20 protein-coding genes and 1 other annotated feature are annotated in these 23,636 nt (G+C 40.0%); of the genes, 5 read left to right on the top strand and 15 right to left on the bottom strand.

Annotated elements, in window-relative coordinates; all coding sequences use genetic code 11:
• Positions 1-13 precede the first annotated feature (13 nt).
• The 6 genes from ACMGGO_RS10260 to ACMGGO_RS10235 all read right to left on the bottom strand — a co-directional run bounded on the left by ACMGGO_RS10260 (position 14) and on the right by ACMGGO_RS10235 (position 7,862).
• Entirely contained in the window at positions 14-721 is a 708-nt protein-coding gene (locus ACMGGO_RS10260; protein WP_103118208.1) for an ABC transporter ATP-binding protein, read from the bottom strand.
• On the bottom strand, positions 696-1,472 hold the full coding sequence (locus ACMGGO_RS10255; RefSeq protein ID WP_103118209.1) for an ABC transporter ATP-binding protein: 777 nt from the start codon (positions 1,470-1,472) through the stop codon (positions 696-698). Before ACMGGO_RS10255 ends, ACMGGO_RS10260 begins: the two co-directional genes overlap by 26 nt.
• 60 nt (positions 1,473-1,532) lie before the next feature.
• On the bottom strand, positions 1,533-2,768 hold the full coding sequence (locus ACMGGO_RS10250; RefSeq protein ID WP_103118210.1) for a substrate-binding domain-containing protein: 1,236 nt from the start codon (positions 2,766-2,768) through the stop codon (positions 1,533-1,535).
• Positions 2,769-3,122: 354 nt separating this feature from the next.
• The gene (locus ACMGGO_RS10245; protein ID WP_279495160.1) at positions 3,123-3,656 is read right to left on the bottom strand and encodes a GNAT family N-acetyltransferase; all 534 of its coding nucleotides are present in this window, start codon (positions 3,654-3,656) and stop codon (positions 3,123-3,125) included.
• Between the two features lies 1 nt (position 3,657).
• Positions 3,658-4,476, bottom strand: coding sequence for an alpha/beta fold hydrolase (locus ACMGGO_RS10240; RefSeq protein ID WP_420281870.1), 819 nt, complete (start codon positions 4,474-4,476; stop codon positions 3,658-3,660).
• 197 nt (positions 4,477-4,673) lie between these two features.
• Positions 4,674-7,862: a BTAD domain-containing putative transcriptional regulator gene (locus tag ACMGGO_RS10235; protein WP_326140978.1), complete on the bottom strand. Its 3,189-nt coding sequence runs from the start codon at positions 7,860-7,862 to the stop codon at positions 4,674-4,676.
• Positions 7,863-8,149: 287 nt separating this feature from the next.
• Between ACMGGO_RS10235 and ACMGGO_RS10230 the strand changes: the two genes are divergently transcribed.
• On the top strand, positions 8,150-8,278 hold the full coding sequence (locus ACMGGO_RS10230; RefSeq protein WP_009371726.1) for a hypothetical protein: 129 nt from the start codon (positions 8,150-8,152) through the stop codon (positions 8,276-8,278).
• 55 nt (positions 8,279-8,333) lie between these two features.
• Here ACMGGO_RS10230 and ACMGGO_RS10225 read toward each other — a convergent pair whose 3' ends face one another.
• Entirely contained in the window at positions 8,334-9,314 is a 981-nt protein-coding gene (locus tag ACMGGO_RS10225; RefSeq protein ID WP_009371727.1) for a diaminopimelate dehydrogenase, read from the bottom strand.
• Positions 9,315-9,598: 284 nt separating this feature from the next.
• Here ACMGGO_RS10225 and ACMGGO_RS10220 point away from each other — a divergent pair, with 284 nt between their 5' ends.
• A complete protein-coding gene (locus tag ACMGGO_RS10220; RefSeq protein WP_066036665.1) occupies positions 9,599-9,910 on the top strand; it encodes a hypothetical protein in 312 nt (103 codons plus the stop codon).
• A gap of 95 nt (positions 9,911-10,005) precedes the next feature.
• Here ACMGGO_RS10220 and yeiL read toward each other — a convergent pair whose 3' ends face one another.
• Complete coding sequence (gene yeiL / locus ACMGGO_RS10215) at positions 10,006-10,668, bottom strand: transcriptional regulator YeiL (protein WP_054550251.1); 663 nt, start codon at positions 10,666-10,668, stop codon at positions 10,006-10,008.
• 97 nt (positions 10,669-10,765) lie between these two features.
• On the opposite strand from yeiL, the gene ACMGGO_RS10210 reads away from it, so the two are divergent.
• Positions 10,766-11,917: an MFS transporter gene (locus ACMGGO_RS10210; protein ID WP_048393107.1), complete on the top strand. Its 1,152-nt coding sequence runs from the start codon at positions 10,766-10,768 to the stop codon at positions 11,915-11,917.
• Between the two features lie 36 nt (positions 11,918-11,953).
• Here the strand turns inward: ACMGGO_RS10210 and ACMGGO_RS10205 are convergent, their stop codons facing one another.
• Positions 11,954-13,138, bottom strand: a complete 1,185-nt coding sequence (locus ACMGGO_RS10205) for an oxalate decarboxylase family bicupin (protein ID WP_054550252.1) — start codon at positions 13,136-13,138, stop codon at positions 11,954-11,956.
• 327 nt (positions 13,139-13,465) lie between these two features.
• Positions 13,466-14,908 (bottom strand): PLP-dependent aminotransferase family protein, encoded by a 1,443-nt coding sequence (locus ACMGGO_RS10200; protein WP_326140975.1) that lies wholly within the window; start codon positions 14,906-14,908, stop codon positions 13,466-13,468.
• Between the two features lie 110 nt (positions 14,909-15,018).
• Here ACMGGO_RS10200 and ACMGGO_RS10195 point away from each other — a divergent pair, with 110 nt between their 5' ends.
• A complete protein-coding gene (locus ACMGGO_RS10195; protein WP_054550253.1) occupies positions 15,019-15,621 on the top strand; it encodes a LysE/ArgO family amino acid transporter in 603 nt (200 codons plus the stop codon).
• Between the two features lie 42 nt (positions 15,622-15,663).
• On the opposite strand, the gene ileS is transcribed toward ACMGGO_RS10195, so the two are convergent.
• The 4 genes from ileS to ACMGGO_RS10175 form a co-directional block, all read right to left on the bottom strand.
• Positions 15,664-18,756: an isoleucine--tRNA ligase gene (gene ileS, locus ACMGGO_RS10190; protein WP_420281869.1), complete on the bottom strand. Its 3,093-nt coding sequence runs from the start codon at positions 18,754-18,756 to the stop codon at positions 15,664-15,666.
• Between the two features lie 61 nt (positions 18,757-18,817).
• Positions 18,818-19,056, bottom strand: a binding site (T-box leader).
• Between the two features lie 192 nt (positions 19,057-19,248).
• Complete coding sequence (locus ACMGGO_RS10185) at positions 19,249-20,217, bottom strand: DUF3221 domain-containing protein (protein ID WP_420281868.1); 969 nt, start codon at positions 20,215-20,217, stop codon at positions 19,249-19,251.
• Complete coding sequence (locus ACMGGO_RS10180) at positions 20,210-20,725, bottom strand: sigma-70 family RNA polymerase sigma factor (protein ID WP_081011042.1); 516 nt, start codon at positions 20,723-20,725, stop codon at positions 20,210-20,212. Before ACMGGO_RS10180 ends, ACMGGO_RS10185 begins: the two co-directional genes overlap by 8 nt.
• A 64-nt stretch (positions 20,726-20,789) precedes the next feature.
• The gene (locus ACMGGO_RS10175) at positions 20,790-21,233 is read right to left on the bottom strand and encodes an Lrp/AsnC family transcriptional regulator (RefSeq protein ID WP_048393120.1); all 444 of its coding nucleotides are present in this window, start codon (positions 21,231-21,233) and stop codon (positions 20,790-20,792) included.
• Positions 21,234-21,374: 141 nt separating this feature from the next.
• Here ACMGGO_RS10175 and ACMGGO_RS10170 point away from each other — a divergent pair, with 141 nt between their 5' ends.
• Entirely contained in the window at positions 21,375-21,959 is a 585-nt protein-coding gene (locus tag ACMGGO_RS10170) for a DJ-1/PfpI family protein (RefSeq protein WP_054550256.1), read from the top strand.
• 55 nt (positions 21,960-22,014) lie between these two features.
• Here the strand turns inward: ACMGGO_RS10170 and ACMGGO_RS10165 are convergent, their stop codons facing one another.
• The gene (locus ACMGGO_RS10165) at positions 22,015-23,505 is read right to left on the bottom strand and encodes a DUF6612 family protein (RefSeq protein ID WP_374805582.1); all 1,491 of its coding nucleotides are present in this window, start codon (positions 23,503-23,505) and stop codon (positions 22,015-22,017) included.
• Between the last annotated feature and the right edge of the window lie 131 nt (positions 23,506-23,636).

Here is a 23,636-nt window from a genome sequence, read left to right as displayed (position 1 = left end):
TAGTCACCCCCCTCTATCCAATGCCAAGATACTTGCGTTTTAGCTCTTCATCGTAAATCAAATCCTGCATATTGCCCGAATTTACTGTTCTACCATCATCGATTAATGTATAGGTATCACCAATTCGACTAGCCATTATAAAGTTTTGCTCCACTAGAACAATGGACGTTTTCTTTTTCATTTCCACAATCGCTTCCATCACTTTTTCCACAACTATCGGAGCAAGTCCCTTGGAAGGCTCATCTATCAATATTAATTGGCTATCATTGATAAAGGCTCTAGCCATGGACAGCATTTGCTTTTGACCACCCGATAAATGTCCACCAGCCTTTTTCCAAAACTTCTTTAAGTCAGGAAACAGCTCTAGCACATATTGCTGTCGCTCTAATGTGGCTGTATCCTCCTTGCGCATCGCTACCTTCATGTTTTCCTCTACCGTTAAATCTGCAAAAATCCCTTGATTTTCAGGTACATAGCCGATTCCTAATTTCGCCACCTTATAGGTAGGACTTTTTTTAATCGATTGGGAGCGAAAGGCAATGTCACCCTTTGTTGCAGGCGTTAAACCCATTATTGTTTTCAGGGTGGTCGTTTTCCCTGCGCCATTGCGTCCGAGCAGTACCGTAACCTGCCCCTCCTTCGCTTCAAAATTAACGCCCTGCAAAATATGATATTGACCAATGTGCGTGTGAACCTCATTCAATGTCAGTAAGGTGGTCATCGTACAGCCCTCCTAAATATGCATGTTGCACAGTATCATTATTCATAATTTCTTCTGGTGAGCCATCTGCTAATAGCTGACCATTGAACAACACCATAATAGAATCCGATAAATCCAAAATCATATCCATTTTGTGTTCAATGAGCAAAATGGTTTTATCCCCCTGCTGTTTTATGCTTCGAATAATTTCTAAAATCGTAGGTACTTCCTCTAATGACATCCCTGCAGTGGGTTCATCGAGCAGTAGAATTTCTGTATCTAATGCGAGTAGCATGGCAATCTCAAGCTTTCTTTTCTCTCCATGGGATAGCATTGTTGTCAGGGCATCTCGTTTATTGTCGAGTAACACAAGTGCCAATAACTCCTCCGCTTTGTCCGTAATCGCCTGATAGCTTTTGTAATGGCGGAATAGCTGATAACGAATTCTCTCCTTGGATTGGACGGCTAAACGAACATTTTCGAGAACCGTTAAGTTTGGAAAAACATTGGTAATCTGAAAAGATCGTCCCAATCCCATTCGAGTTCTTTCAATGGCCGACTTTTGTGCAAGTGATTGCCCTTTAAAATAAACATCACCCGCAGTTGGCTTTAGCTCACCACTAATCAAATTAAAGAAGGTTGTTTTCCCAGCACCATTCGGCCCAATAATGGACTTTAAATGCTTCTCAGGCATTTGAAAATTAACGCCATCTACAGCCGTATGTCCCCCAAAACGAATTGTTAAATTATCTGTATATAATATAGGCTCCATTCTCTACTCCCTTCCTTCTCACATTTATGTAGAGAGACAGCTATGCTGCCTCTCAATTCTTTAATTCATAACGGGAGGTGCTGTCTCTTCAGGACTAAGCTCCCGAATAAGTACTGGTACTGGATAATCCACACCATCTTGTTGCTCTAAGCGAATCGAATACATGGATTGTAGAGCCTGGTGATCCTCTTCACGGAATGTCATTGTCCCTTTTGGTGTTTCAAAGGACATACCTTCCATAACGTCGATTAACTTGTTGGCGTCTGCATCCCCATCCGATTGTTTCAATGCCTCCACAATAGCAATCGCCGCAGACATGCCGCCAGGAGTAAATAAGTCGGGCACTTCATTGAAACGTTTTTGATGTTCATCTACTAACCATTGATTGACATCATTTTGAGGAAGTGTATGATAATACACCGAGAAGCCTTCCATCCCAACCAATGGATTCATAAATTGAAGCGCAATAATATCCGGCGCACCCGTCGAAATTTTAATGCCTTTTTCTTGAATTTTAAGATCTGCAATTTGATTCCATGGTGAATTTGCCCCCGCCCAAACCACAAACAAATAGTCTGGCTTCGCATCAATCACTTTTTGCAAATTGGAAGTAAAATCTGTTGCGGCAGGATCTGCATACTCCTCTAGTACAATTTCAGCCCCTAATTTCTCCGCTGCCGTTTTAAAGGCATTCACACCATCCCAGCCAAACGAATAATCTGGCGCAAATGTAGCAATTTTCACACCTTTGCCTGCAATAGCCGCTGCTGCCGCATAGGCATCCTGTGATGAATTACGACCTGTTCGGAAAATATACTCATTGAACTCTGAACCTGTAATACTGTCAGCCACTGCAGGCTCTACCACCATAATTTTTTCATACTCCTCGGCAAGCGGTAGAACAGCGAGCGTATCACCCGAGCTTGAAGAGCCCACTAAAAAATCAACCTGATCATCTTCTAAAAGCTTTGTCGCTTTTTGCACAGCCACCTCTGGCTTTGTTTCGGTATCCTCATATACAATTTCTATTTTCTTACCATTGACCTCCATCGTGCCCCCTGTTGCATACTCAATTCCTAAATCAAATCCTCGCTGCGTTTGCTTCCCATATGACTCAAGCGCCCCAGTTAACGATGCAAGTACACCAATCTTAATTGTGCCGCCTTCCGCAGTAACCGCCTTCGTCTCCCCATCAGAAGAATCCGCTTCCGTTGCGCCGTCTTTCGTATCCCCATTACAAGCCACCAACACCACAGCCAACATCACTAAAAGAAACCAATACCACTGCTTCCTCATCCCATATCCCCCTTCAAAATAAGCTCCCTAGAAAGCGCTTTCTTGCTATGACAACACTATATAAGAGTTCAGTTACAAATTAGTTACAAGCTAGATAGCTCAAATATGAGCCACCTAGCTCTGTCCCGAAAATGGAGCGAAGCAGAATGGCAACTAAACAACATTTCTTAAAACAAAAAGCAAGAATGTTTAGAAATCAACATTCTTGCTTTTTAGAGTCCACATCTATTTTTCTTATAATTTTTTTCTCATTCACTACTGCATTTAATTGCAGTGATACATCGGATTCTTATTGCTCTTTTCCTTCTGCATAACTTTATACCCCTAAATAAAGATGACTTTTAATCGTACGCTTCATGATAACCATTCCTGTTTCAACATACTATACAATAATGAATCTCGCCAAACGCCATCTTTCATTAACATGTTTTCACGTAATATTCCTTCCTTTGACATTCCTATTTTCTCTAATACTTTGGATGATCCAATATTTCGAGGGTCGCATGTTGCATAAATACGATGGAGCTTTAATGTTTCAAAGCCGAAAGTCATCATCAATTTAGCACTCTGCGTTGCTATTCCCTTACCCCAATAATCAGGGTTCACGATATAGCCAATTTCCCCGACTTCATTTACAAAATCCCTAATCATGATTTCTACCGCACCTATTAATGTTTCTTGATGAATAATAGCAAAAACATATCGTTCCCTTGGTGTTTGTGTTGCTTCATCGAGAGCATCCTGAATGAATTCTTTTGTATCCTCTTCTGAATTCGGTCCCCATGTTTGATACCTACAAACAACCTCCTGAGAGGCATATTTATGCACATCAACCCAGTCTTGCTGCCTGAATTCTCTTAAAAATAATTTATCATTTGCAAGTATCACTTTAATCCATCGCTCCCTCTACACGATTCAACCATTCACTCATCAGCTCGGTAAACAATTCAGGTTGTTCGATCTGCAAATTGTGGCCAGCACTATCTAAGATTGCAAAGCTTGCTCTGGGGAACTTTTCTAGAAGTGAAAACGCGTCCTTATAGCCAACCACAGAATCTTGTTTACCAAGCAAAAAGAGACTTGGCTTATCAAAGGACTTTTCGTCAATGGCAAAGGAAAATCCGTAGCTTTGCTGAATTTTTTCTAAAAATGCCTGATCTGCTAGATTACACCCTGCCAACACCTCTGTTGAATAACGCTCCCAATTATAGGCATCTAAGACAACTTGATTAGCCATAAAATCATCTTGCTCCTGCTGACTTAATGTTGATAAAAAAGCAGTGTCTGCTTGTACAATACAATGCGGTGGCACCGTACGTTGTTCTTTTTCAGGAATGATGAGAGGGCAAATAAAGGCAGTACCTAAAAGTTGATCCACTGATTTCCTCATAATACCGCGCGCTAAATAGCCACCATAAGATTCACCAACCAACAAGTACGATTCTTGTGGAATGATTGTGTGTATCAATTCGATAATCGCTTCTAGCATTTCATCCGAGTTTTGAATTGATGAATAGTCTGTTGTTTTTCCCATTCCCGGAAGATCCAGATAAATACGTTTCCACCCTTCACGTTCTTTAAAAACAGGCTCCATACAGCCCTTCATCAAACGATGATCAGGAGAAAAACCATGTAGCATGATGATAGGTATCCCTGTTCCAATTATTTCGTAGTAAATATTCGCTTTTTTCGTCTGACAAAATGGCATTGTTGTTCCTCCATATAGGTTACATTTTTATAGTATTGTCTACCCCACTGTTGGAGCGAGTTGACATGGTTCATGAGCGGCTCTACCTTAATTAGAGCGCTTTGTCTACTCTTAGGAGCGGGCCTCCCCTCAATAGGAGCACTTTCATATTACTTAGGAGCAGTTCGAATCACTTCGCTTAGCCTAAACAACACTGGCTAACCCATTATCAAGTCATAGACTGACATGGTGGATTCCATCGGGGTTGTGTTAAGCTCTAGATGTAATTGCTGGACACATTTTTCATACCATTTTAAGGCAAGAGAGCGATTTTGGAGCTGGTAGTGGCTGTACATGAGCAGGCGGTACGCTTCCTCCCAGAGTGCATCCTCGCGTAGCATCTTTTCTGCGAAAAAAATGGCTTTTTTATATTGCTGTTGTCTTGTTGCATTTTGTGCTAGTCGTTCTAAGACTTCGATATATAAAAATTGTAGCTTTTCACGGTCCTGCGTTAGCCAGTCGATTTGCTTTTTTTCCGCATAGAGCGCATCCGTATAGCTCGCTTCCGCTAATAAGAGCCACTCATTGGACAGCTGTGGATCAAATTCGTCGATTCCTAAGCTGTAATAATAGTGAAAACGTTCAACATCAATTTGGAGAAAAGCAATATTTTGTAACTGATACATATTATTTTTCCGCTGAATGAAAAAGCTCTCTTGTCTTGCATGTCGTTGCGGCTCCAACACTTTAAGTAACGTATTTAACACCACCTTAAAATCACGATCCAAGGACTCGACACTACGATCTGGCCATAATGCCTGTGCTATTTCTTCCTTTGGTGTAAAGCGATGGCGATGGCAGTAGAGATATACGAATAATTCCTTTGATTTATCACGTTGCCATTCTTTGTCTTCTAGCTTTCGTTGTGTACGAATTAAATTTAAACTCCCGAAAAGATTCATCTGTATTTCATCATGCGGATAACTAATACTATCCTCGACCTGAAAATGATTTTGCAATGCTAATATAGCTGGATGCTCCATCTGGCATTTTTGACTAAATTGCAATAGCTCGTAAAAAACCATTCGATTGCTCGGACCAAGTATCGTTGGCCTTTGTAAGAAGTATTCATAGCCATTTGAGACACATAGTTGTGCAAACTGTTGAAAATACTGTTGAAACGGCTTCTTATTACACTCTTTCAGGGCAATCATTGATTGATAAAATAAGACATGCATCAAGCCATTGCGATCACCGCACTCCTGAAATAGTTGCTGTGTCTTCTTTAATAATTGCTTCGCTCGCCCTATTTCTTGCTCAGAAAGTATTATTTTTACTTCTGCTAAAAGAATAAGCGCTGTCATCCAAGCATCTTGAACTTGCTCCGTTTCCTGTAAGCCCAGTGCTAAGTATTTCTTAGCCGCTACCATATCTCCTAACAAATGTTTGACAATGGCTAACCCCATATATGGCTCCGCCTTCACACGAGAAATATTAATGGCATTCATGAGGGTCAACGCTTTTTCATAGGCTTGACATGCCCCATAATGATCTGGGAAATCCATTAACAGCAGAGCATGAGCCTTTCTGATATAGCCAACCGCCTCTATGAAAATAGACTTCTCTTTTAATCCTCTTCGAATACCATGCTGGGCAGCATACCAGGCTTCTTTGCCTTGACCTAACAGTGCATAAACGAAAGCTGCCAGCAGTTCACTTTCTCGATGGGTTGCAACAAGCTGAGGCGGTAATTCAAGGCGCTGCGCTAATAACTCCTTGGCCTCCCGTAGTTGTCCTGTTCGTAGTAAAACACGTACATCAACATTTGCTCGCTGTATGACATCCTCTGGCAATGCGACGTCCTCCATAAAGAGCTGTGCACCCTTGGCCTTCCCTAGATTCACTAAATTTTCAGCGTATTGCCGTTGAAGTTCTAGTAATTCCTCTTTGCGCAATGGTGTATGTTTCGCTAGCTCTAATGCTTTCTCGAGATATGGCTCTGCTAAAGCAGGTTGAATGGTGTCTAAGTAAATATGGGCTATCCCAGCTTGTGACTTTGTCATAAATAGGTGATCCCGTTGCTGCTGTGCGAGGATTGCACATTTTTCATAGGATTGTTTCGCTTTCTCATAATAAGCTCGGTAGCGATGGCATTCACCCTCAAAATAATTTAATTTATAAAATTTATCTTTTTCCTGTACAGTGAATCGATTGATTTTATCTAGCAACCATTCAAATTGACCAGCCCGTACGATTGATTCTGCATGAAGCTGTAGGAGCTCTCCGCAGAAATGATGATCATTCGTTTTAAAGGCATGATACAGGACAGCTTGAATATTTTGATGTTCTACATAATACAATGCTGCTTGTTTATGAAGGTCCGCATGTTGTGTTGGATACTGTTGCCATTTCATTTCTAAAAATCGACTAAACAATGCATGAAAACGATAGAAGCCATCTGTTGTCACAGGTTGGATAAATAAATGACGCTGAGTTAATGCATTCAGCATTTGCGCAATCTCAGCGCCATAAAACGCTTTCAATAGCTCCGCAGAAAAGGTAGGAAAAATCGCCAATTTTAAGATGGTCTCCTGCTCAGTAGCAGTCATCCTACTATAAACTTCCTCTGATAAATATGTGAATAGCTCATTTGTGGGAATCGTCAGCCAATGATCTAGCGAAGCATGATGCCATTGCTCTGCCAATAAGGAAATGCTAATGGCCCAGCCTTCAGTGATCTCTAATACTTTTTTCATTTCAGCCTCGGATAAATGTACATCTACATATTCTTCAAAAAACACTGCAATCTCCTCAGTTGAAAATGCCAGTTCGTCCTCTTTTATAACGAGCCATCTTTTTTGTAGCTTTAATTTCCTCATAATATCCCAATTGGGTAGTGTTCTGGAAGCCAAAATAAAATGAATGCTGGGTGGAGCAAATTCAATGATTTTTTCCATGAAATAATTAATAGGAAAAACATGATCTACTAGGTGAAAATCGTCAATCACGATGAGAAGAGGCTCGTCTATATCGCAGAGGCAATTGACAAAAAGCTTATACCATCGATTGAGCTCATCCATTTTTGGAAAGCGCGATAATTGGTTCCACCCATCAAATGTATGACCAAAATTCGGTACGACGCGCTGTATACTAAAAAAGAGGTGCCTCAAAAAGGGTAATAAATTATCATCTTCATCAGAAATACTATACCAAGAAAACGTACTTGATTCGGTTGCAAGAAATTGAGTTAGAATGGTTGTTTTACCGTACCCTGCTCCACTATGCAAGAAAGTACAAGTATGATGATGACTTTTCTTTAGCGTTCGCATTAGTGTTGCTCTATTAATACAATGCGTGGATGGATTGGGGGCCATACATTTTGATTGAATAATAATATCTGCTGTCATATAAACATAACCTCCATATTTTGTAAGGTTACAAAAATTTCTACAAAAATTCAGATTATTAAATTATTGACAGTTTACCATATTTTTTATGTATTTTTATAGATTTTATCCCCATTTTTTGTTTGAGGGATGGAAGTTGAATTTAGTGGGTATTTTCTTCCCAATTTTAGTATCCTGTTATATTACTAAAATTTAGAAGGAAAGTGGCTAAATGAACCGCTTTTAAATATAGAGATTATACGAGTTCCGATTATAATGGAACTGCTTTACCGAGCGAAGGAATTTGAGTGAAGTATGGATATGTGGTTATTGCAATTCCAAAAGACTTAGTACCATTTATGAAAGAAAATTTAACAGTGGCAACTAGAAAGGCTATTCTTGCTATAAAGGAAGCATTACTTTTAGCAAAAAATTAGGCTTAAAAAAATTCCCGATTATCAACTCAATGATAATCGGGATCATTAGCTACGTTTATAGTAATTCTTTACGTAATTCAGCAGCTGATTTTGGCGAAAGTAGGCTGAATGGGATATCAAATACTGTTTTCGCCCCTTTATCACCCGCTTGACTTAAACGGTGTGCTGCACGTGCATAAGCCACTAATACGCTAGATGTAAAGTTTGGATTACTGTCCAGTTTTAATGAGAATTCGAGAATTTGTTTATCGTTTGCACCACTGTCACCACTGCGAATGACAAAACCACCATGTGGCATACCAGTATGATTTGCTTTAAATTCATCTTCAGAAATGAAGTTCACTGTTGTGTCATATTCATCGAAATAGTTAGGCATTGTGACAATTTCTTGTTCAACCTTTGTTGCATCTGCACCTTCTTCTAATACAACCCAACATTCACGTGCATGTTTTTCACGTGTTGTTAGTTCAGGGTTTTCACCGTTACGAACACGTTCTACCGCTTCTTTAATCGGTAATGTGTATTGAACAGCATTTTTTACGCCTTCAATACGACGAACAGCATCTGAATGTCCTTGACTTAGGCCATCGCCCCAGAATGTATATGTTGTACCAACTGGTAATACTGATTCTCCAAGTAGACGATTTAAAGAGAATAGACCTGGATCCCAACCAACTGAGATAACAGATACTTTACCAGATTTTTGTGCCGCTGCATCTACAGCATCGAAAAATTCAGGAATTTTCGCATGTGTATCGAAGCTATCAATTGTATTAAACCATTGTGCAAAATGTGGACCTTGCTCTGGTAAATCTGTTGCAGAACCACCACATAAAATCATAACATCAATGTCGTTTTGGAATTTTTCAGCGTCATCTACTAAATATACGCTTGCATTGCTTGCTACGTTTACTGTTGAAGGATCACGTCGTGTGAACACTGCTACTAATTCCATATCTGGATTTTGTGAAATGGCATACTCCACACCACGTCCTAAATTTCCATATCCTACAATACCTACTCGAATTGCACTCATTAAAAATTCCTCCTAACGATTTCGCGACTTTGTGAAAACTTTCACGTTAAATCTAATTACAATAATACTTCGTGTTAGAAAAATTCACAATAGTTTGAGTATGAGTTTTTTAAAAAGAATTTATATCAGTTTTCTATGGTTTTTATCCCATAATGGTATGAATACGGTTACAAATCACTAAATTTTCCATGAACCTTAAAGTTATTGTAAAAGCCTTGTAAATAACGGCTATTTTCCCACTTAGTCTTGTACAATAACTGTAACGACAAAAGGGGGCATGTTGAATGAAAAGTACTGGTTACTCATCAAGGACAGCATTGGCACAAGGAGAACTACTTGCATTCCATATGACACAAAACTCAATGAACAAGCATAGTGAATCGATACAAAGTGGCAGTAAGCAACAAGGAGATTTTCCAACAAATAATCATTTATGTATCGGTGTTTTACCTTTTGACGTTTTAGAAAACACCCCTGACCTCTCCATCCAAAAAAACAAGGTAAATGAAGTGGACTTTTACCATAGTGGTAAGGATATCGCTCGCTGGTTAATTAAAAAAAGTGAATACAACAAAAAAGGATTTGACTTCATTTAAAGAAGTCAAATCCTTTTTAATTTATAACTTATAAAATTGAATTAATTCCCTCAGCTGATCTGCACTAATAGGCAACCTTTATGGAATGGTTGTTTTCATAGTACTTCCTGTGCCAGTTGTGCGAGACGATTTTTATCAATAATTTGGTAGCCTGTCTTACGCTTTTCCAATATCCTTTCATCACAAAACTGTGCCAAGACATATAGTAAATGGCGATAAGAGACCCCTAAATATTCGCAGATTTCCGTATGTTTTTCCTTGTAGACACCTTGGTCGGCTGATAATTGGATAAAGGCTGCTAAGCGATTTTCCAGCGGATAGGCCTGATTTTGTGTATATTTAGATGTCATTTTTGTCGCTTTTTCCCCTAAAAATACACAAAGTCTACGTAAAAACAAAGCATCCGCAAGTAACTTCTCCTTACATGACTGTGTAATCGAATAGCAAATTGTTTTGGTGACGGTTTGTATCCCCTTTGTATACCTAGCCTCATTTAACAATTCAATTTCCCCCATAAAAAGAGGAGCCTCTAGGTATTCAATAAGAGATACCTTCCCATTTTTATGTGTCATATAGAGCTTCGCCTTTCCTTCTATCATGTAATACACGGTGTCTGGAAAGGAGCCTTCCTGGAAGATCCACTCCCCCTTGTCAAACTGGCGGACTTCTAAATAGGGATTGATATCAAATGAGAAAAAATCATCGATCGGATATTTTTCAAGATAATGGGTACGGGCTTCAGCTGTTAAAATATGCATTTTTTACTCTCTCCTATAAAAAATATGAGATATCTCACATTATTGTAGCGATGAACATGCTATTATTCAACATAGTTAATGGAGGTACGGAAATTATATGAACAATCAACGATGGCTTTCTCAGAATTTCTTTACATTTTTTATCACTTGGGGCATTTTCTTACCCTACTGGACAGGTTGGCTGGTGGATGCGAAACATCTAACCGTCTCGCAGGCAAGTGTAGTGATGGGCTGTGGGCTCCTAGCTCGTGCCACATCCAATCTCTTCTTCTTCCCAACACTTGCAAAATACGTACACAATAAACGACTCATTACAATTTTAGCAATAGGCTCGTTGCTAACTGCCTTGCTCTATATTCCAAGCACAGGCTTTACAGCATTATTAATCGTGACCATTTTATTTAGTGTTTTTTACCCAGCACTATTACCTGCTGTGGAAAGCAGTGCCGCTACGCTTGTGCAGTATGGCAATATTCATTATGGTAAAAGCCGTTCCTATGGTTCATTTGGCTTTGTCATCGCTGTTTTAATTATTAGTATGCTGACCGGGGTTTTTGGAAAGAACATCATCTTCTGGAGCATGATTATAGGGTTGGTGGGCATGTTACTTATGCAACAATTAGCAACACCAAAGGAATTACTCGTAGTACCAACAAAAGAACAGCGTGCAAAATCATTGTCGATGAAAACACTATGGACTATCAAAGGTTTCCCGATTGTTTTATTCATCGTGATCTTGCTACAGGGTGCACATGCCTCCTATTATAGCTACGGTTATATTTATTTAGAAGATTTACAGGTTGATCCATTCTATATGGGTATGATTATTAATATCGCTGTTATTTGCGAAATTCTTTACTTTATGAAGGCTGATACGTTATTGACGAAATGGCGCTCATCATCCTTATTACTCTTAGCAGCGAGCGGCTCTTCCCTACGTTGGTTACTTATCTTTTTGTTCCCAAATGTCTGGGTATTTATCGCTTCTCAAACCTTGCACGCATTATCCTTTGCATTAGCCCATTTTGCCTTTATTCGCTACTTAACAAAAGCGCTACCAAAGGAACAAATCCCCAATGCACAAGGTTTATACTCTGCATTAGCTATGGGCTTAAGTACCGCCATCCTTACATTTTTAGGTGGCTATTTATACGAAATATCACCAGGTCTGTCCTTCGCAGCCATGCTCATTTGTACAATACCAGCCATCGCTATTTTGCTAATGACACGCAAAAAATATCAATATTAAACTAAAAGCAGGTGAGAACTTCCTCACCTGCTTTCTTTATTTCGGATAATAGGAAAAACCAGGATATTTTACAACCGGCCATTTTTCTTTTCTGAGAGCCTCAAGCAGCTCAGGACCGACCTGTAAATTACTTCGCACCAATTCTGTCGGCGTTAACGCCATCCATTGATTTAAGGACACATCCTGGAATCGATCACTTTTAAACATTTCTAAAAACCATAATGGCTCTGTTCCAGTATTTTCAATATAATGCCCCGTCGCAAATGGGACATAGCCAACATCTCCCGCCCGATAATCAAATGTTCGAGCCGTTCCATTCCCTGTGAAAACTGTCATACGGCCTTTTCCTTGCAGATAATATTGCCATTCATCGTTGTTAGGATGCCAATGCAACTCCCGCATCGCCCCTGGCTCAATTTCCACCAGTGCAGCCGCGATATTTTTAGAAATTGGAAAATTAGTCGAATCGACAATGCGCACACTGCCTCCAGGTGTTTTTAATGGAGGCTGTGCCAACAAACGATGTTTAAAGGTTTGCGGAACCTCACCATATGGAGATTGCACTTTCTGAGAATCAATTGGCCCCGGAACCCGATCCTGATAAATATATACCTGTTCACTCGGGATGTGATCGAAAGCATGAATAGGAACCCCAAAATTCGCTGATAACACTTCTTTTGGCGTATGAGCAAACCAATCTGAAATTGACAGTGTGTTCAGATCGGAGAAATGCCCATCATCAAATACTAATAAGAATTCACAGCCATCCTCAAGTCCTTGAATGGAATGAGGAATGCCAGGTGGAAAATACCATAAATCACCGGGTCCCACATCCGCTATAAAGTTACAACCATTCTGATCGACAGCTGTAATGCGAGCATGGCCAAGCAGCATATAAGACCACTCTGCCTGTTGATGCCAGTGCAGCTCACGTACGCCCCCTGGTGTCAAACTCATGTTCACACCCGCCAAAGTCGTAGCAATCGGTAATTCACGAACCGTAATTTCCCGTGACCACCCACCTTGATTTAAGGTCATATGCGTGTCTGAAAACGAGAATCGTAAATTAGGAATCAAACCCGCATCAGTCGTTGGTGGCACTAGCATATCAGGATTTTCTAAATCCCTCATAATATCCCGTGGCCCCTTATCCACCCCTCCAGCCCCATCACCTCGAATAGGCTGAGGCACCTGAAAATAACCCGGTGGCAAATTTTCCAATCGTTCACCTCTTTATGTTTGTAATCAAAATAAAATACTTCTATTCTTCTAAAATGTATGGATACACAGCTTGGATTATTCACTTTCTTTTCTGGCAGTGGGTTGGCTACTAAGCATAGATACTTTATTGAGAGAGGAGCTTGCTATATTGATCACTTTTCGCTAATTTTCGAGCGAGTTCTTCAGTTGTTTGATCACTTCTCATCTACTTTGGAGCGGATTCCTTACTTGTTTGATCGTTTCTCAACCACTTTAGAGCGGGTTTCTCACTTCTTTGATCACTTTTAGAGCAACCTTCTCTCGTTTTCCTAACTTCAGGGTAAGTCCTTACTTACTCTTTCGTCCAATAGCCTCCACCGCACATTCATGTAGGATTTGTAAGCCTTCCTGTAATTCTTCATAGGTTGCATAGGCGTAGGATAGACGAATATGATGATGATCTTGTGGATCGTAGATATAGCCTGGATTGATTAATACTTGCTGCTGCAACAGCTTCATAAAGAAGTCTTTATCTACAAGCGGCTCATGAAACTTGAGCCAAATATAAAAGCCTCCCCTTGGTTTGCTCCAATTCGCCACATCTGTAAACTTCTCCTTTAAAAGCTGTTCCGTAAAATCGGCTCGCTCCTGTAATTGTTGACGTAATCCTGCGAGATGCTTTTCATATTTTCCTGATTGCAGCCAATGTAGGACAATTTCCTGAGAAATGGCACTTGAGCCATAGTCTGTTTGCATTTTTATATCGGCTAATCGCTCAATGACAGTGGTTGGACCGATGAGCCAGCCAATGCGTAGCCCTGGGCTTAAGGTTTTAGAGACGCTGCCAATATAAAGAACTTGTCCGCTATTATCCATGGCCTTAAGCGGCGGTGATGCCTCTTCAAAAAGCAATTCATGATAAACATCATCTTCTACAATCGGAATCCGTGATGCCTGACAAGCTTCATATAGCTGTTCTTTTTCTCGTGTTGTCCATACATGACCTGTTGGATTATGTAAAGTAGGAATGGCATAAAACACGGCTTGTTTCTTTCGTTTCCTTTGCGCTAATGTTTGAGCAAGCTGTACATCACGTTCAATACTAATCATTTGCATGCCAACTGACTGAAAAGGGTGAACAGAATTTAAATAGGAGGTTGGCTCCTGAAACACAATAGACCCTTGCTCTAATAAGCCAACAGCAATTAATTGTAGTGCCTGAAGTGCACCTGAAACAATACAGACGTTTTGAGGCTCAGCAGGAATGCCTCTTTTTTGAACATATTTACAAATAGCTTTACGAAGCTGATCATTACCTTGTGGCGAAGAGTAGCCTAATGCTTTGGGTTGAAAGGATAGCTCTCGCAGTGAAGCTTCTATTTCCTCGGTAGGCAACAAACTGGGTGCTAGCTCTCCCGTTCCTAAACGAATTACATCCTCGCGCTGTTCGTATTCGTTAATTAATTGGATGGTGTGGTAGTTTGGCTTGTGGATGCTTGTTTCGATATAAGTTTGCCAATTCGGCTGTGTTTGTTGGATTAATGCATGCCAGGAATTGTGCGTAACATAAACACCAGAGCCTACCTTTGCTTCAAGAATGCCCATTGCTTTTAATTCCTCCAAAGCCTGCTGAACTGTGCTACGATTCACATCGAACTGCATGGCCAGCTGTCTTTGGGTAGGTAGTTTTGTCCCTGCTGCCCAGTCTCCTCGCTCCACATTGGCTGTTATCCACTGTACAATCTGCTGCTGTAATGTATTATCACTTCGTCTATTCGGCTGCCAGCTCATGTTCCTTCTCCTTCCATGCAATGAAATTGGGTGGATAAAAAACCATCCAATTGGTCGTTTTCTTTTAGTTATACCATATCTAAAATAAGTAAAGAAAGGAGGAATGGTCATTGGAAGCTTTTCTTCATGGGATCATTTTAGCATTTGGACTCATTTTGCCATTAGGTGTACAAAATGTTTTTGTTTTTTCACAAGGTGCTACACAACCAAGTTTATTACGCGCTTTGCCAGCAGGTGTGACTGCTGCGATCTGTGATACACTGCTTATTCTACTTGCGGTATTCGGTCTGTCATTAATTGTTCTACAGTTTGAATGGTTGCGTATCACTTTAATGACTATTGGTATCATCTTTTTACTTTACATGGGCTATAGCATTTGGCGTTCAAATCCAGCAAACACTGAAAATAGCGAAGCATTGCCTATAAAAAAACAAATTCTCTTCGCACTCTCTGTGTCACTTCTAAATCCACATGCTATTTTAGATACAATCGGTGTTATTGGTACAAGCGCATTAAAATATAGTGGAACCGAGCAAATAATGTTCACTGTTGCTTGTGTGTTCATTTCCTGGCTATGGTTTTTCGGTCTCACATTGACTGGCGCCTCGTTCAAAAAACTAGACGGCTCTGGAAAATTGATGCGACTATTTAATAAATGCTCCGCCGTCTTTATTTGGGCAACAGCATGTTATCTCGCAAGTGGCTTATTTTAACGTACATAGAAAAAGCTCAGGAGGTAACCCTGAGCTTTTCTTTTATAGAGAAACAAATAAAGTGAGCTTTTCATTAAACAATGCCGTCTCAATGGATTTTGCATGAGGCCATTGCTCACCATAATGAATAGCTTTGACTAATACATTTTCTTGTAATAAAGCTTCGTGCTGCTGAATCATGAAAAGTACCCCTGCACTACCATTAAAGGCAATCGATACATATTGCGCCACTGGTAGCTGCCATTTTTTTCGTGCATCTTGTATAGTACGAATCAATTCTCGTATTTGCCCTTCTTGTAGTAAGCTCTCTGTAAGTTGAACATTCATCAAGACACGGCAAGTGCTATCCTCCGCTAAAATATAATGGTCCTTGACGATTGATTCAGCTATTACATGTTCTCTTAATAATGTTAGCTGTTGACCGTCCATCATGAGATCCACAGTTTCATGATGTTGTAACCTTTGTTTCTCTTCCTCTGTTAATGACAACACATACTCTTTTACTTGATGAACCTTTGGACCAAATGCCGCTCCCGCTGTTTTAAAATTCAATTTATAATGCACGCTTTCATAGGCTGAAAAATCATGTGTCCATCTACAAGCTTTGATGTTTAACTCATCCTGAATGAGTTCGCTATAGGCTTGGTAATCCGACAGTTCACCTTTTAGGGCAACAATGAGTTCACTTAAAGGCTGCTTGACCTTTATTCCCTGACTATTGCGAATGCTACGTCCAAGTTCGACAACTGTTAAGACCGTTGCCATTTCTTGTTCAAGTTTCACATCCACTAGTTGATCGTCGAATATTGGATATTCCTCAAGATGAACACTTTTTCCACATAGTTGATGGTAGATATCCTCTGCTATAAAAGGTGTAAACGGTGCTATTAATTGACAAATGGATGTCAGTGCCTCGTAAAGTGTGCTAAATGCACCTCGTTTATCTGCTGTCATTCCATTTGCCCAAAATCTAGCACGTGAACGACGTATATACCAATTGCTTAACTCTTCCACCAATTGACCAATTTCCCTTGTAGCCTGTGTAAATTGATAATCATCCATAGAGGTTGTGACAAGCTGGATAGTGTGATGTAAGCGGGACAATATCCAATGATCTAGCTGTGAACGTGTACCTGTATTTGTAGCATCATACGTAAAGTTATCGATTTGGGCATACATGTCATAAAATTTAAACGTATTGTCGAGTGTATCCACTAGCTTAGATTTCGCATCTAAGACAATTTTCTTCGAAAAACGCTTTGGATTCCATGGTGAGCTATCAACTAAAAATGCCCAACGTAGAGCATCTGCTCCATACTCCTGGATTAACTCAACAGGCTCTAATGCATTGCCTTTACTTTTGGACATCTTCTGTCCATGCTCATCGAGTACATGCCCTAACGATAGCACATTTTTATAAGGTGGTTTTCCTGTAAACAAGGTCGATACTGCTAATAAGCTATAGAAAAATCCTCGCGTTTGGTCGATGCCCTCAATGACCACATCTGCTGGAAACAGATGATGAAAGTTCGCTACGTCTTCAAAAGGATAATGCTGTTGGGCAAATGGCATCGAGCCACTGTCAAACCAAACATCGATAACTTCAGGCGTACGTTTCATGTTGCCCTGGCAGACAGGACAGGTACAGACAATGTCATCTATAAATGGCTTATGCAGCTCTAATTGTTCATTGACAGCTCCTTTGGCTAATTGTTGTAGCGCTGCAACACTATTAGGTGCCTCCTCATGATTGCAATCCTGACAAATCCACACATTGAGTGGTGTTCCCCAATAACGATTACGACTAATATTCCAATCCACTAAGTTTTCTAGGAAGTTGCCAAATCGTCCATCCTTAATATGGCTAGGGTACCATGTCACCTGCTGATTATTTTGTAAAAGCTGCTCTTTTAATGCCGACATTTTGATAAACCAGCTATCTGTTGCATAGTACAATAATGGTGAATCACAGCGCCAGCAATGCGGATAGCTGTGCTCATATTTTTCTTTAGCAAATAAAAGCTCTTTTGCTGCAAGCATTTTAATGATATCGACATCACAATCTTTCACAAATCGTCCAACAAGCTCAGGTACCGCTTCTGTATAACAGCCTTTAAGATCAACTACATTGACAAAGGACAAGCCATGTTGCTGCACCGTTTTATAATCGTCCTCTCCATAAGCAGGCGCTATGTGTACAATTCCTGTTCCACTATGCTCTGTCACATAATCTGCCATGACAATGATATGCCCTTTATCGACGGTAACATAGGAAAATGGTGATAGATAGGAAACACCTGCAAACTCCTGTCCGTCATGCTCACTTAATATTTCTACAGGCTCTGAAAAAACCTTTGATACCAACGATTTAGCTAGTATATAGATGCTGTTTGCATGCCTTACACGGACATATCGAAGAGCAGGATTCATAGCCAAGGCTACATTGGCTGGTAATGTCCAAGGCGTCGTTGTCCAGCCTAAGATATATTCGTCTCGATCCTCTAGCTTAAACATTGCAGTAACGGATAAATCCTTAACATCCTTATAGCCCTGTGCCACCTCATGAGAGCTTAAGGAAGTTTGACAGCTAGGGCAATAAGGTGAAACGCGATGTCCTTGGTATAACAGTTTTTCCTTGTGAACATGGCTTAAAATATGCCACACAGATTCAATATAGTCATTACTTAATGTTGTGTAAGGATCATCCATGTCAAGCCAGTAGCCAAGCTGCTCTGTAAAAGTACGCCATTTTTGCTCATAGGTAAAAACGCTCTTCTTACATGCTTGAATAAATTGCTCCACCCCATAGTTCTCAATCTCCTGCTTTCCTGAGATTCCTAATGCCTTTTCTACCCCTAATTCCACAGGCAACCCATGTGTATCCCAACCTGCTTTTCGTTCAACTAAATAGCCTTGCATTGTTTTATAACGTGCCACCACATCTTTTATGGTTCTACCAAATGCATGGCCGACATGTGGTAAACCATTCGCTGTTGGGGGTCCCTCATAAAATACAAAGGGCTGCTGTTCAGCACGATTACTTACGGATTTTGCAAAGGTCCCTTCTTGCGCCCATAATGTACGAATCCTTGTTTCTCGTTCAACCGTTGTTTCTTTCTTTTGTTCTTTCTGCATATTAGTTCCTCCTATACAAGCAAATTTGTATAAAAGGCATACAAAAAACCCCGTCCCAAGGAAAAGGGACGGGGTTAACCGCGAATACCACCCTAATTCTATTGACACGATGGCCAATAGCACTCAGCAACGTACAATCATACGTGTTCTTTTTAACGGTAGACACCCGGATTAGCTTACTCCATTCAGCTAATCTTCTCAGAGAGGATTTTCATGTAACACCTGCACACCGACTTCCACCAAATGTCGGCTCTCTGTAGAACAAAGTGAAACACTACTCTTTCTCATCAACGAATTTGTATGCTTTTATTGTCCTTCATCTTAGCAAATTACCAATTGTCTGTCAACGGAGGACAATCTTAAAAAATTTCGTTGAGACAAGTGGCAATACTTTGATGGAGATCAGCATATTGTGGCTGTTGAATGGTTTGAATCAAAAAGCTCTTCAGCAATGTTTTACTATTGAATAGCACGAGAATGTCTAGCTTCTTGTTAGTGAGATTCCTTTACTATTTTCATTTCTACGATATCCTTATAATCAATGAATGGCTGAGCGTCATCGTTCCCAATCGACTGTCTATATTGAACTTCTACTCGATCACCAACTGATAGTGTTTGCGGGACATCCACTAGAGGGAACCATGTACCATTACTATGTTTTTGCACTAATTCATCGACAGATTTTTGCCCAACCTCGCTAGCCAAGACGCCTGAGACAACTAAAAATTCATGTTCCTTGATCGCTAAGACCGTTCCACTTCTGATGAGCTTCATTTGGCTGTCCTTTTCAGGGATTTTATATTTTTCTCGTAAGGAAGCAATGTCTTTATGATAATGTTGTTCTAAATAATTCATGGCTTCTTGCTCGACAAGCCATGTACGAATGGGACTACTTACATCCTTATAATCGGCTTGGCTTGCCTCCCATAACAAGTCAAATGTAGCCATTTTATAGGCAATTGGCTTGCCATAGTTCTCTATAAACCCTTCGTTTGTGACTTGCAACATTTGCAGAAGCTTATCATAAGTTGGCCGAGTATCATCCTCATAGCTCCACTCTTCCATGAACTGTTCGAGTGCCTTATCTACTTGCTCTTGTGTAGGTACTAGTTTTTTCGATTGCGCATAAGCAAAGGTCGATTCTAAATATAAAAGGTTATCAAAGCTTGCCTTATATAAACGATTCTTTCCGTTCATAAAAGAATCAAGTTGTAAATATAGCTCTAAAATCCGCTCATCTAATACGGGTGGAATAGTAGAAGCTTGCTGTTGTTGTTCATTATATTGCTGATATATAAACAGCCCTATGCAGACACTTAAAATCATAGCCAAAACACCATATGGCCAGCGTTTTGCAGATTTTTTTTCTTGGCGTTGCTGTAAATGCTGAACCACATTTGTCATCACACGCTTTTTACTTTCTGATAAATCCCTTACTACGCGAGCATCCATTTTACTCATGCAGGAGCACCTCCCATTCAACATGCTGTAATTGTAGCTTCAATAACTCTCGCCCACGACGTAGCCTTGTTTTGACGGTGCTTTCAGGAATCGTTAACAGCTCTGCAATATCTACCACAGGCATTTCTTCAAAATAAAAATGTATAATGACCTCTCGCTGTTTGAAAGGGAGAGCTAGAATCGCATTTTCAATCAAAGTACGTTCATCTTGCTGTACAAGCATATCTCTTCTCATAACGGTTTGCTGCGGAAAAATCTTCTGTTGCACTTGAATTTTCCGATAGGTCCAGCTGCGTAAATAATCTTTACTTCGATTACTAACTAATTTCGATAAATACGCCTTTAGCTCCCCGCGTTCCTCATAGTTTTGCTGATTATCATAGAACTTAATAAAGACATCCTGTACGATATCTTCAGCACTTTGTAAATCTCTCACATAGTAAAAGGCAAGACGAATAAGCCTCTCTGTATGCTGTTCCATTATTCTTTCCAGTTCATGAATTAGCAACATTCTTCCTCCTCTCTACCCTATAAACGGTGCTCACGGCTTCGAGGTTTGCTTTTTTTGTCATTTACTCCAAATCATTGTCAGCAAATGGTGTAATCACTTGTTTTTCCGTTGAAGATAACACGATATTAGTAGAAGGTGTGCCATAGGGCATAGCCGCATCAATAAATTGTTCTAATGTTTCTACTGAATAGGTCGCTAATTTAACAATATAGCTAATTTCCCCAGCCACTCGATAACATGCCAAAACATCAGGATGAGCATTACAAAATGAAGAAAGACTTTTACAATCAATGGACTTAAATAAAATAATGGCTTCAATCGTACGCTCCATCTTTTTCAGATTTACCTTTGCATGATAGCCCTCAATCACCCCCTGCTCCTCTAGCTTTCTGATTCTTTCAATAACGGCAGGAGAGGATAAATGAACGGTAGTGGCTAATTCCTTCATAGAGATTTTGGCATTTTGCTGTAACTGCTGTAATATTTGTGTATCAATATGATCCATGGTCCTTCACCTTTCTAAATAAATTATTTATGACATAATACCTTTTCAAATAAAGTTTTTTACCTAAAATCCATTATACAACGTATGTAATCTTTTCTCCCTTTTGTTTACAATAATATCAATAAAGGAGGCAAATCAAACATGAAAAAAATATTGTTACTATTAGCAAATGGCTTTGAAGCGGTGGAGGCAAGCGTCTTTACTGATGTGCTCGGCTGGAATAAGTGGGAAGGTGATGGTACAACAGATGTGGTTACGGTCGGCCTGCATGAACAGCTGCAATGCACCTGGAATTTTAAAGTCACTCCTGAAAAATTGCTTCATGAAATTGTATTAGAGGATTTTGATGCATTAGCGATTCCTGGAGGCTTTGAGGAAGCCGGTTTTTATGAGGATGCGTTTAGCGAGGAATTTCAGGCAGTCGTTCGTCACTTTGATGAACACAAAAAACCGATTGCAACAATCTGTGTAGCTTCTCTTATTTTAGGCCACAGTGGAATTCTTCAGCATCGTCAAGCAACAACCTATAATCATCCAACAAGTAAACGTTTAGCACAGCTAAAGGGCTATGGTGCAGCAATTGTCAACGAGCGCATTGTGCAAACTGATCATATCATCACCTCCTCCAATCCAGGAACAGCCTTTGATGTTGCCTTTCGCTTACTAGAAACTCTAACATCTGCTCCAAACACAGCGAAAGTAAAAGAATTAATGGGCTTCCACTAAAGCATAAAAAAAGTAGGCTTACACCAATATACTTGGCATAAACCTACTTTTTGTATTATTTACTTACTGGTGCTGTTTCTGATGCACTCAAATCCATTTCCTTTGCATTGTCTAGCACATCTTTTGGAATCGTAATTGTCGTTACCGCATTGAAATCATGATATTTGATCGTTGTTTGCTGTCTTGTTTTGATCGAATTGCCTTCTATTTGCATCTTTAATGTCATGTCCATAGCAATTTCTTCTACATCGAATGTTTCTTTATTAATCAATAATTTATATGTGAGACCATCAAAGGAAATATTGCCTAATTGTGCCTCTAGATCCGCTTCCATTCCTAAATCCATTGCGCCAAGCTGCTGCTTCACTAGCTCTGTGAATTTATCGCCAGAGCCTTTTAATGTTAATTCATAACGGTTTGCTGATTCTACTAATGTAAAATCTTCGGCAAATGCTTGTAGCATCTCCAATTGTTCAGTTGCATCTGGCTGCATCCCTGTTTGGCTCAGTACATCTTCAAATAATTGTTTCGGGAACTTTACCCAGGCCTTTTGTTCTGCCTCATACATATACATACCATCTTTAGCCGTCATATACATTTTAATCGGCAAATTAATCGCTTCACCACTTGTTGGATCTGTTAAAGCCATTGAACCATCAGCAAAGAATTGCATTGGCTCTGTAACAATTTCCATCTTCATGTTGCCTTTAGAATCCATTTTCATGGTTTCCTTACCATCGTTTGCCTCCACTGTCTGAGAGATCGTCATGGTAGCCTTCATGCTTTTTAGCTCTTTTTGCTTGGCTAATGTTTTCGTAAATACTTCCTCTAACAAAGCACTATCCTTTGTTGTAGTAGGTTGTTCTTCTGTTACTTGCTCCTCTTTAGGCTCTTCCTCTTTTACTTCTGTTGTAGGCTGTGTATCCTCAGCTATGCCTAATGCGTTCACAATAAATGTTGCTAACTGACCACGAGTAACATTTTTATCTACACCAAATTCTGTGGCAGTAACACCCTTCGCAATGCCTGCCTCATACAGAGCTGTTACTGCATCTGCAAATGGACTATCTTGCTGTACATCTGTGAATGGACTTTTACCTTCTGCTGTTAAACCTGCAGCCTCTGCTACCATTACTGCCATTTGACCACGAGTAATAGTGTCATCTGGACGGAATGTATCATCCTCATAGCCTTGTACGACGCCAAGATTAACTAATGTAACAATCGCTTTATAGTATGGGCTAGATGAGTCGACATCCTTGAAATTCGGATTCTCGACAGCCGTATCCGTTGTAGTTAGATGAAAAGCACTTGCTATCATCTTTGCTGCCTGTCCACGTGTCACATCCTTTGAAGGCTTAAATGTACCATCTGGAAAACCATTAATGATGTCTGCTGCATGCAATGTAGAAATACTATTAAAATGCGCATAATCCTCACTCACATCTGAAAATGGACTAGCCGCCGATACAGGTACTACCGCAACAGCAGTAACCGCCATTGCCGCTGTTGCCGCTGTATAAAACTTATGTTTTTTCTTTGTCATAATCAATCGTCCCCCGTTTATGTAAATTTAATGCTTACCTATTAATTTTAGCGAAAGAATTGGAAAAATGCTAGGTTCATTGGAAATTAAATTATAATTATCCATTAAATCCGTCATTTGGTGCTATTTAT

The organism is Lysinibacillus sp. BNK-21, from assembly GCF_048684915.1.
GTDB classification, from domain to species: domain Bacteria; phylum Bacillota; class Bacilli; order Bacillales_A; family Planococcaceae; genus Lysinibacillus; species Lysinibacillus capsici.
This window is presented reverse-complemented; position numbering and strand designations above follow the sequence as displayed.

What these genes read in the sequence shown, in the direction of transcription:
- ACMGGO_RS10260 (WP_103118208.1), bottom strand. Translation starts at nt 721, where the DNA reads ATGACCACCTTACTGACATTGAATGAGGTTCACACGCACATTGGTCAA.
- ACMGGO_RS10255 (WP_103118209.1), bottom strand. Translation starts at nt 1,472, where the DNA reads ATGGAGCCTATATTATATACAGATAATTTAACAATTCGTTTTGGGGGA.
- ACMGGO_RS10250 (WP_103118210.1), bottom strand. Translation starts at nt 2,768, where the DNA reads ATGAGGAAGCAGTGGTATTGGTTTCTTTTAGTGATGTTGGCTGTGGTG.
- ACMGGO_RS10240 (WP_420281870.1), bottom strand. Translation starts at nt 4,476, where the DNA reads ATGCCATTTTGTCAGACGAAAAAAGCGAATATTTACTACGAAATAATT.
- ACMGGO_RS10235 (WP_326140978.1), bottom strand. Translation starts at nt 7,862, where the DNA reads ATGACAGCAGATATTATTATTCAATCAAAATGTATGGCCCCCAATCCA.
- ACMGGO_RS10225 (WP_009371727.1), bottom strand. Translation starts at nt 9,314, where the DNA reads ATGAGTGCAATTCGAGTAGGTATTGTAGGATATGGAAATTTAGGACGT.
- ACMGGO_RS10220 (WP_066036665.1), top strand. Translation starts at nt 9,599, where the DNA reads ATGAAAAGTACTGGTTACTCATCAAGGACAGCATTGGCACAAGGAGAA.
- yeiL (WP_054550251.1), bottom strand. Translation starts at nt 10,668, where the DNA reads ATGCATATTTTAACAGCTGAAGCCCGTACCCATTATCTTGAAAAATAT.
- ACMGGO_RS10210 (WP_048393107.1), top strand. Translation starts at nt 10,766, where the DNA reads ATGAACAATCAACGATGGCTTTCTCAGAATTTCTTTACATTTTTTATC.
- ACMGGO_RS10200 (WP_326140975.1), bottom strand. Translation starts at nt 14,908, where the DNA reads ATGAGCTGGCAGCCGAATAGACGAAGTGATAATACATTACAGCAGCAG.
- ileS (WP_420281869.1), bottom strand. Translation starts at nt 18,756, where the DNA reads ATGCAGAAAGAACAAAAGAAAGAAACAACGGTTGAACGAGAAACAAGG.
- ACMGGO_RS10185 (WP_420281868.1), bottom strand. Translation starts at nt 20,217, where the DNA reads ATGAGTAAAATGGATGCTCGCGTAGTAAGGGATTTATCAGAAAGTAAA.
- ACMGGO_RS10175 (WP_048393120.1), bottom strand. Translation starts at nt 21,233, where the DNA reads ATGGATCATATTGATACACAAATATTACAGCAGTTACAGCAAAATGCC.
- ACMGGO_RS10170 (WP_054550256.1), top strand. Translation starts at nt 21,375, where the DNA reads ATGAAAAAAATATTGTTACTATTAGCAAATGGCTTTGAAGCGGTGGAG.
- ACMGGO_RS10165 (WP_374805582.1), bottom strand. Translation starts at nt 23,505, where the DNA reads ATGACAAAGAAAAAACATAAGTTTTATACAGCGGCAACAGCGGCAATG.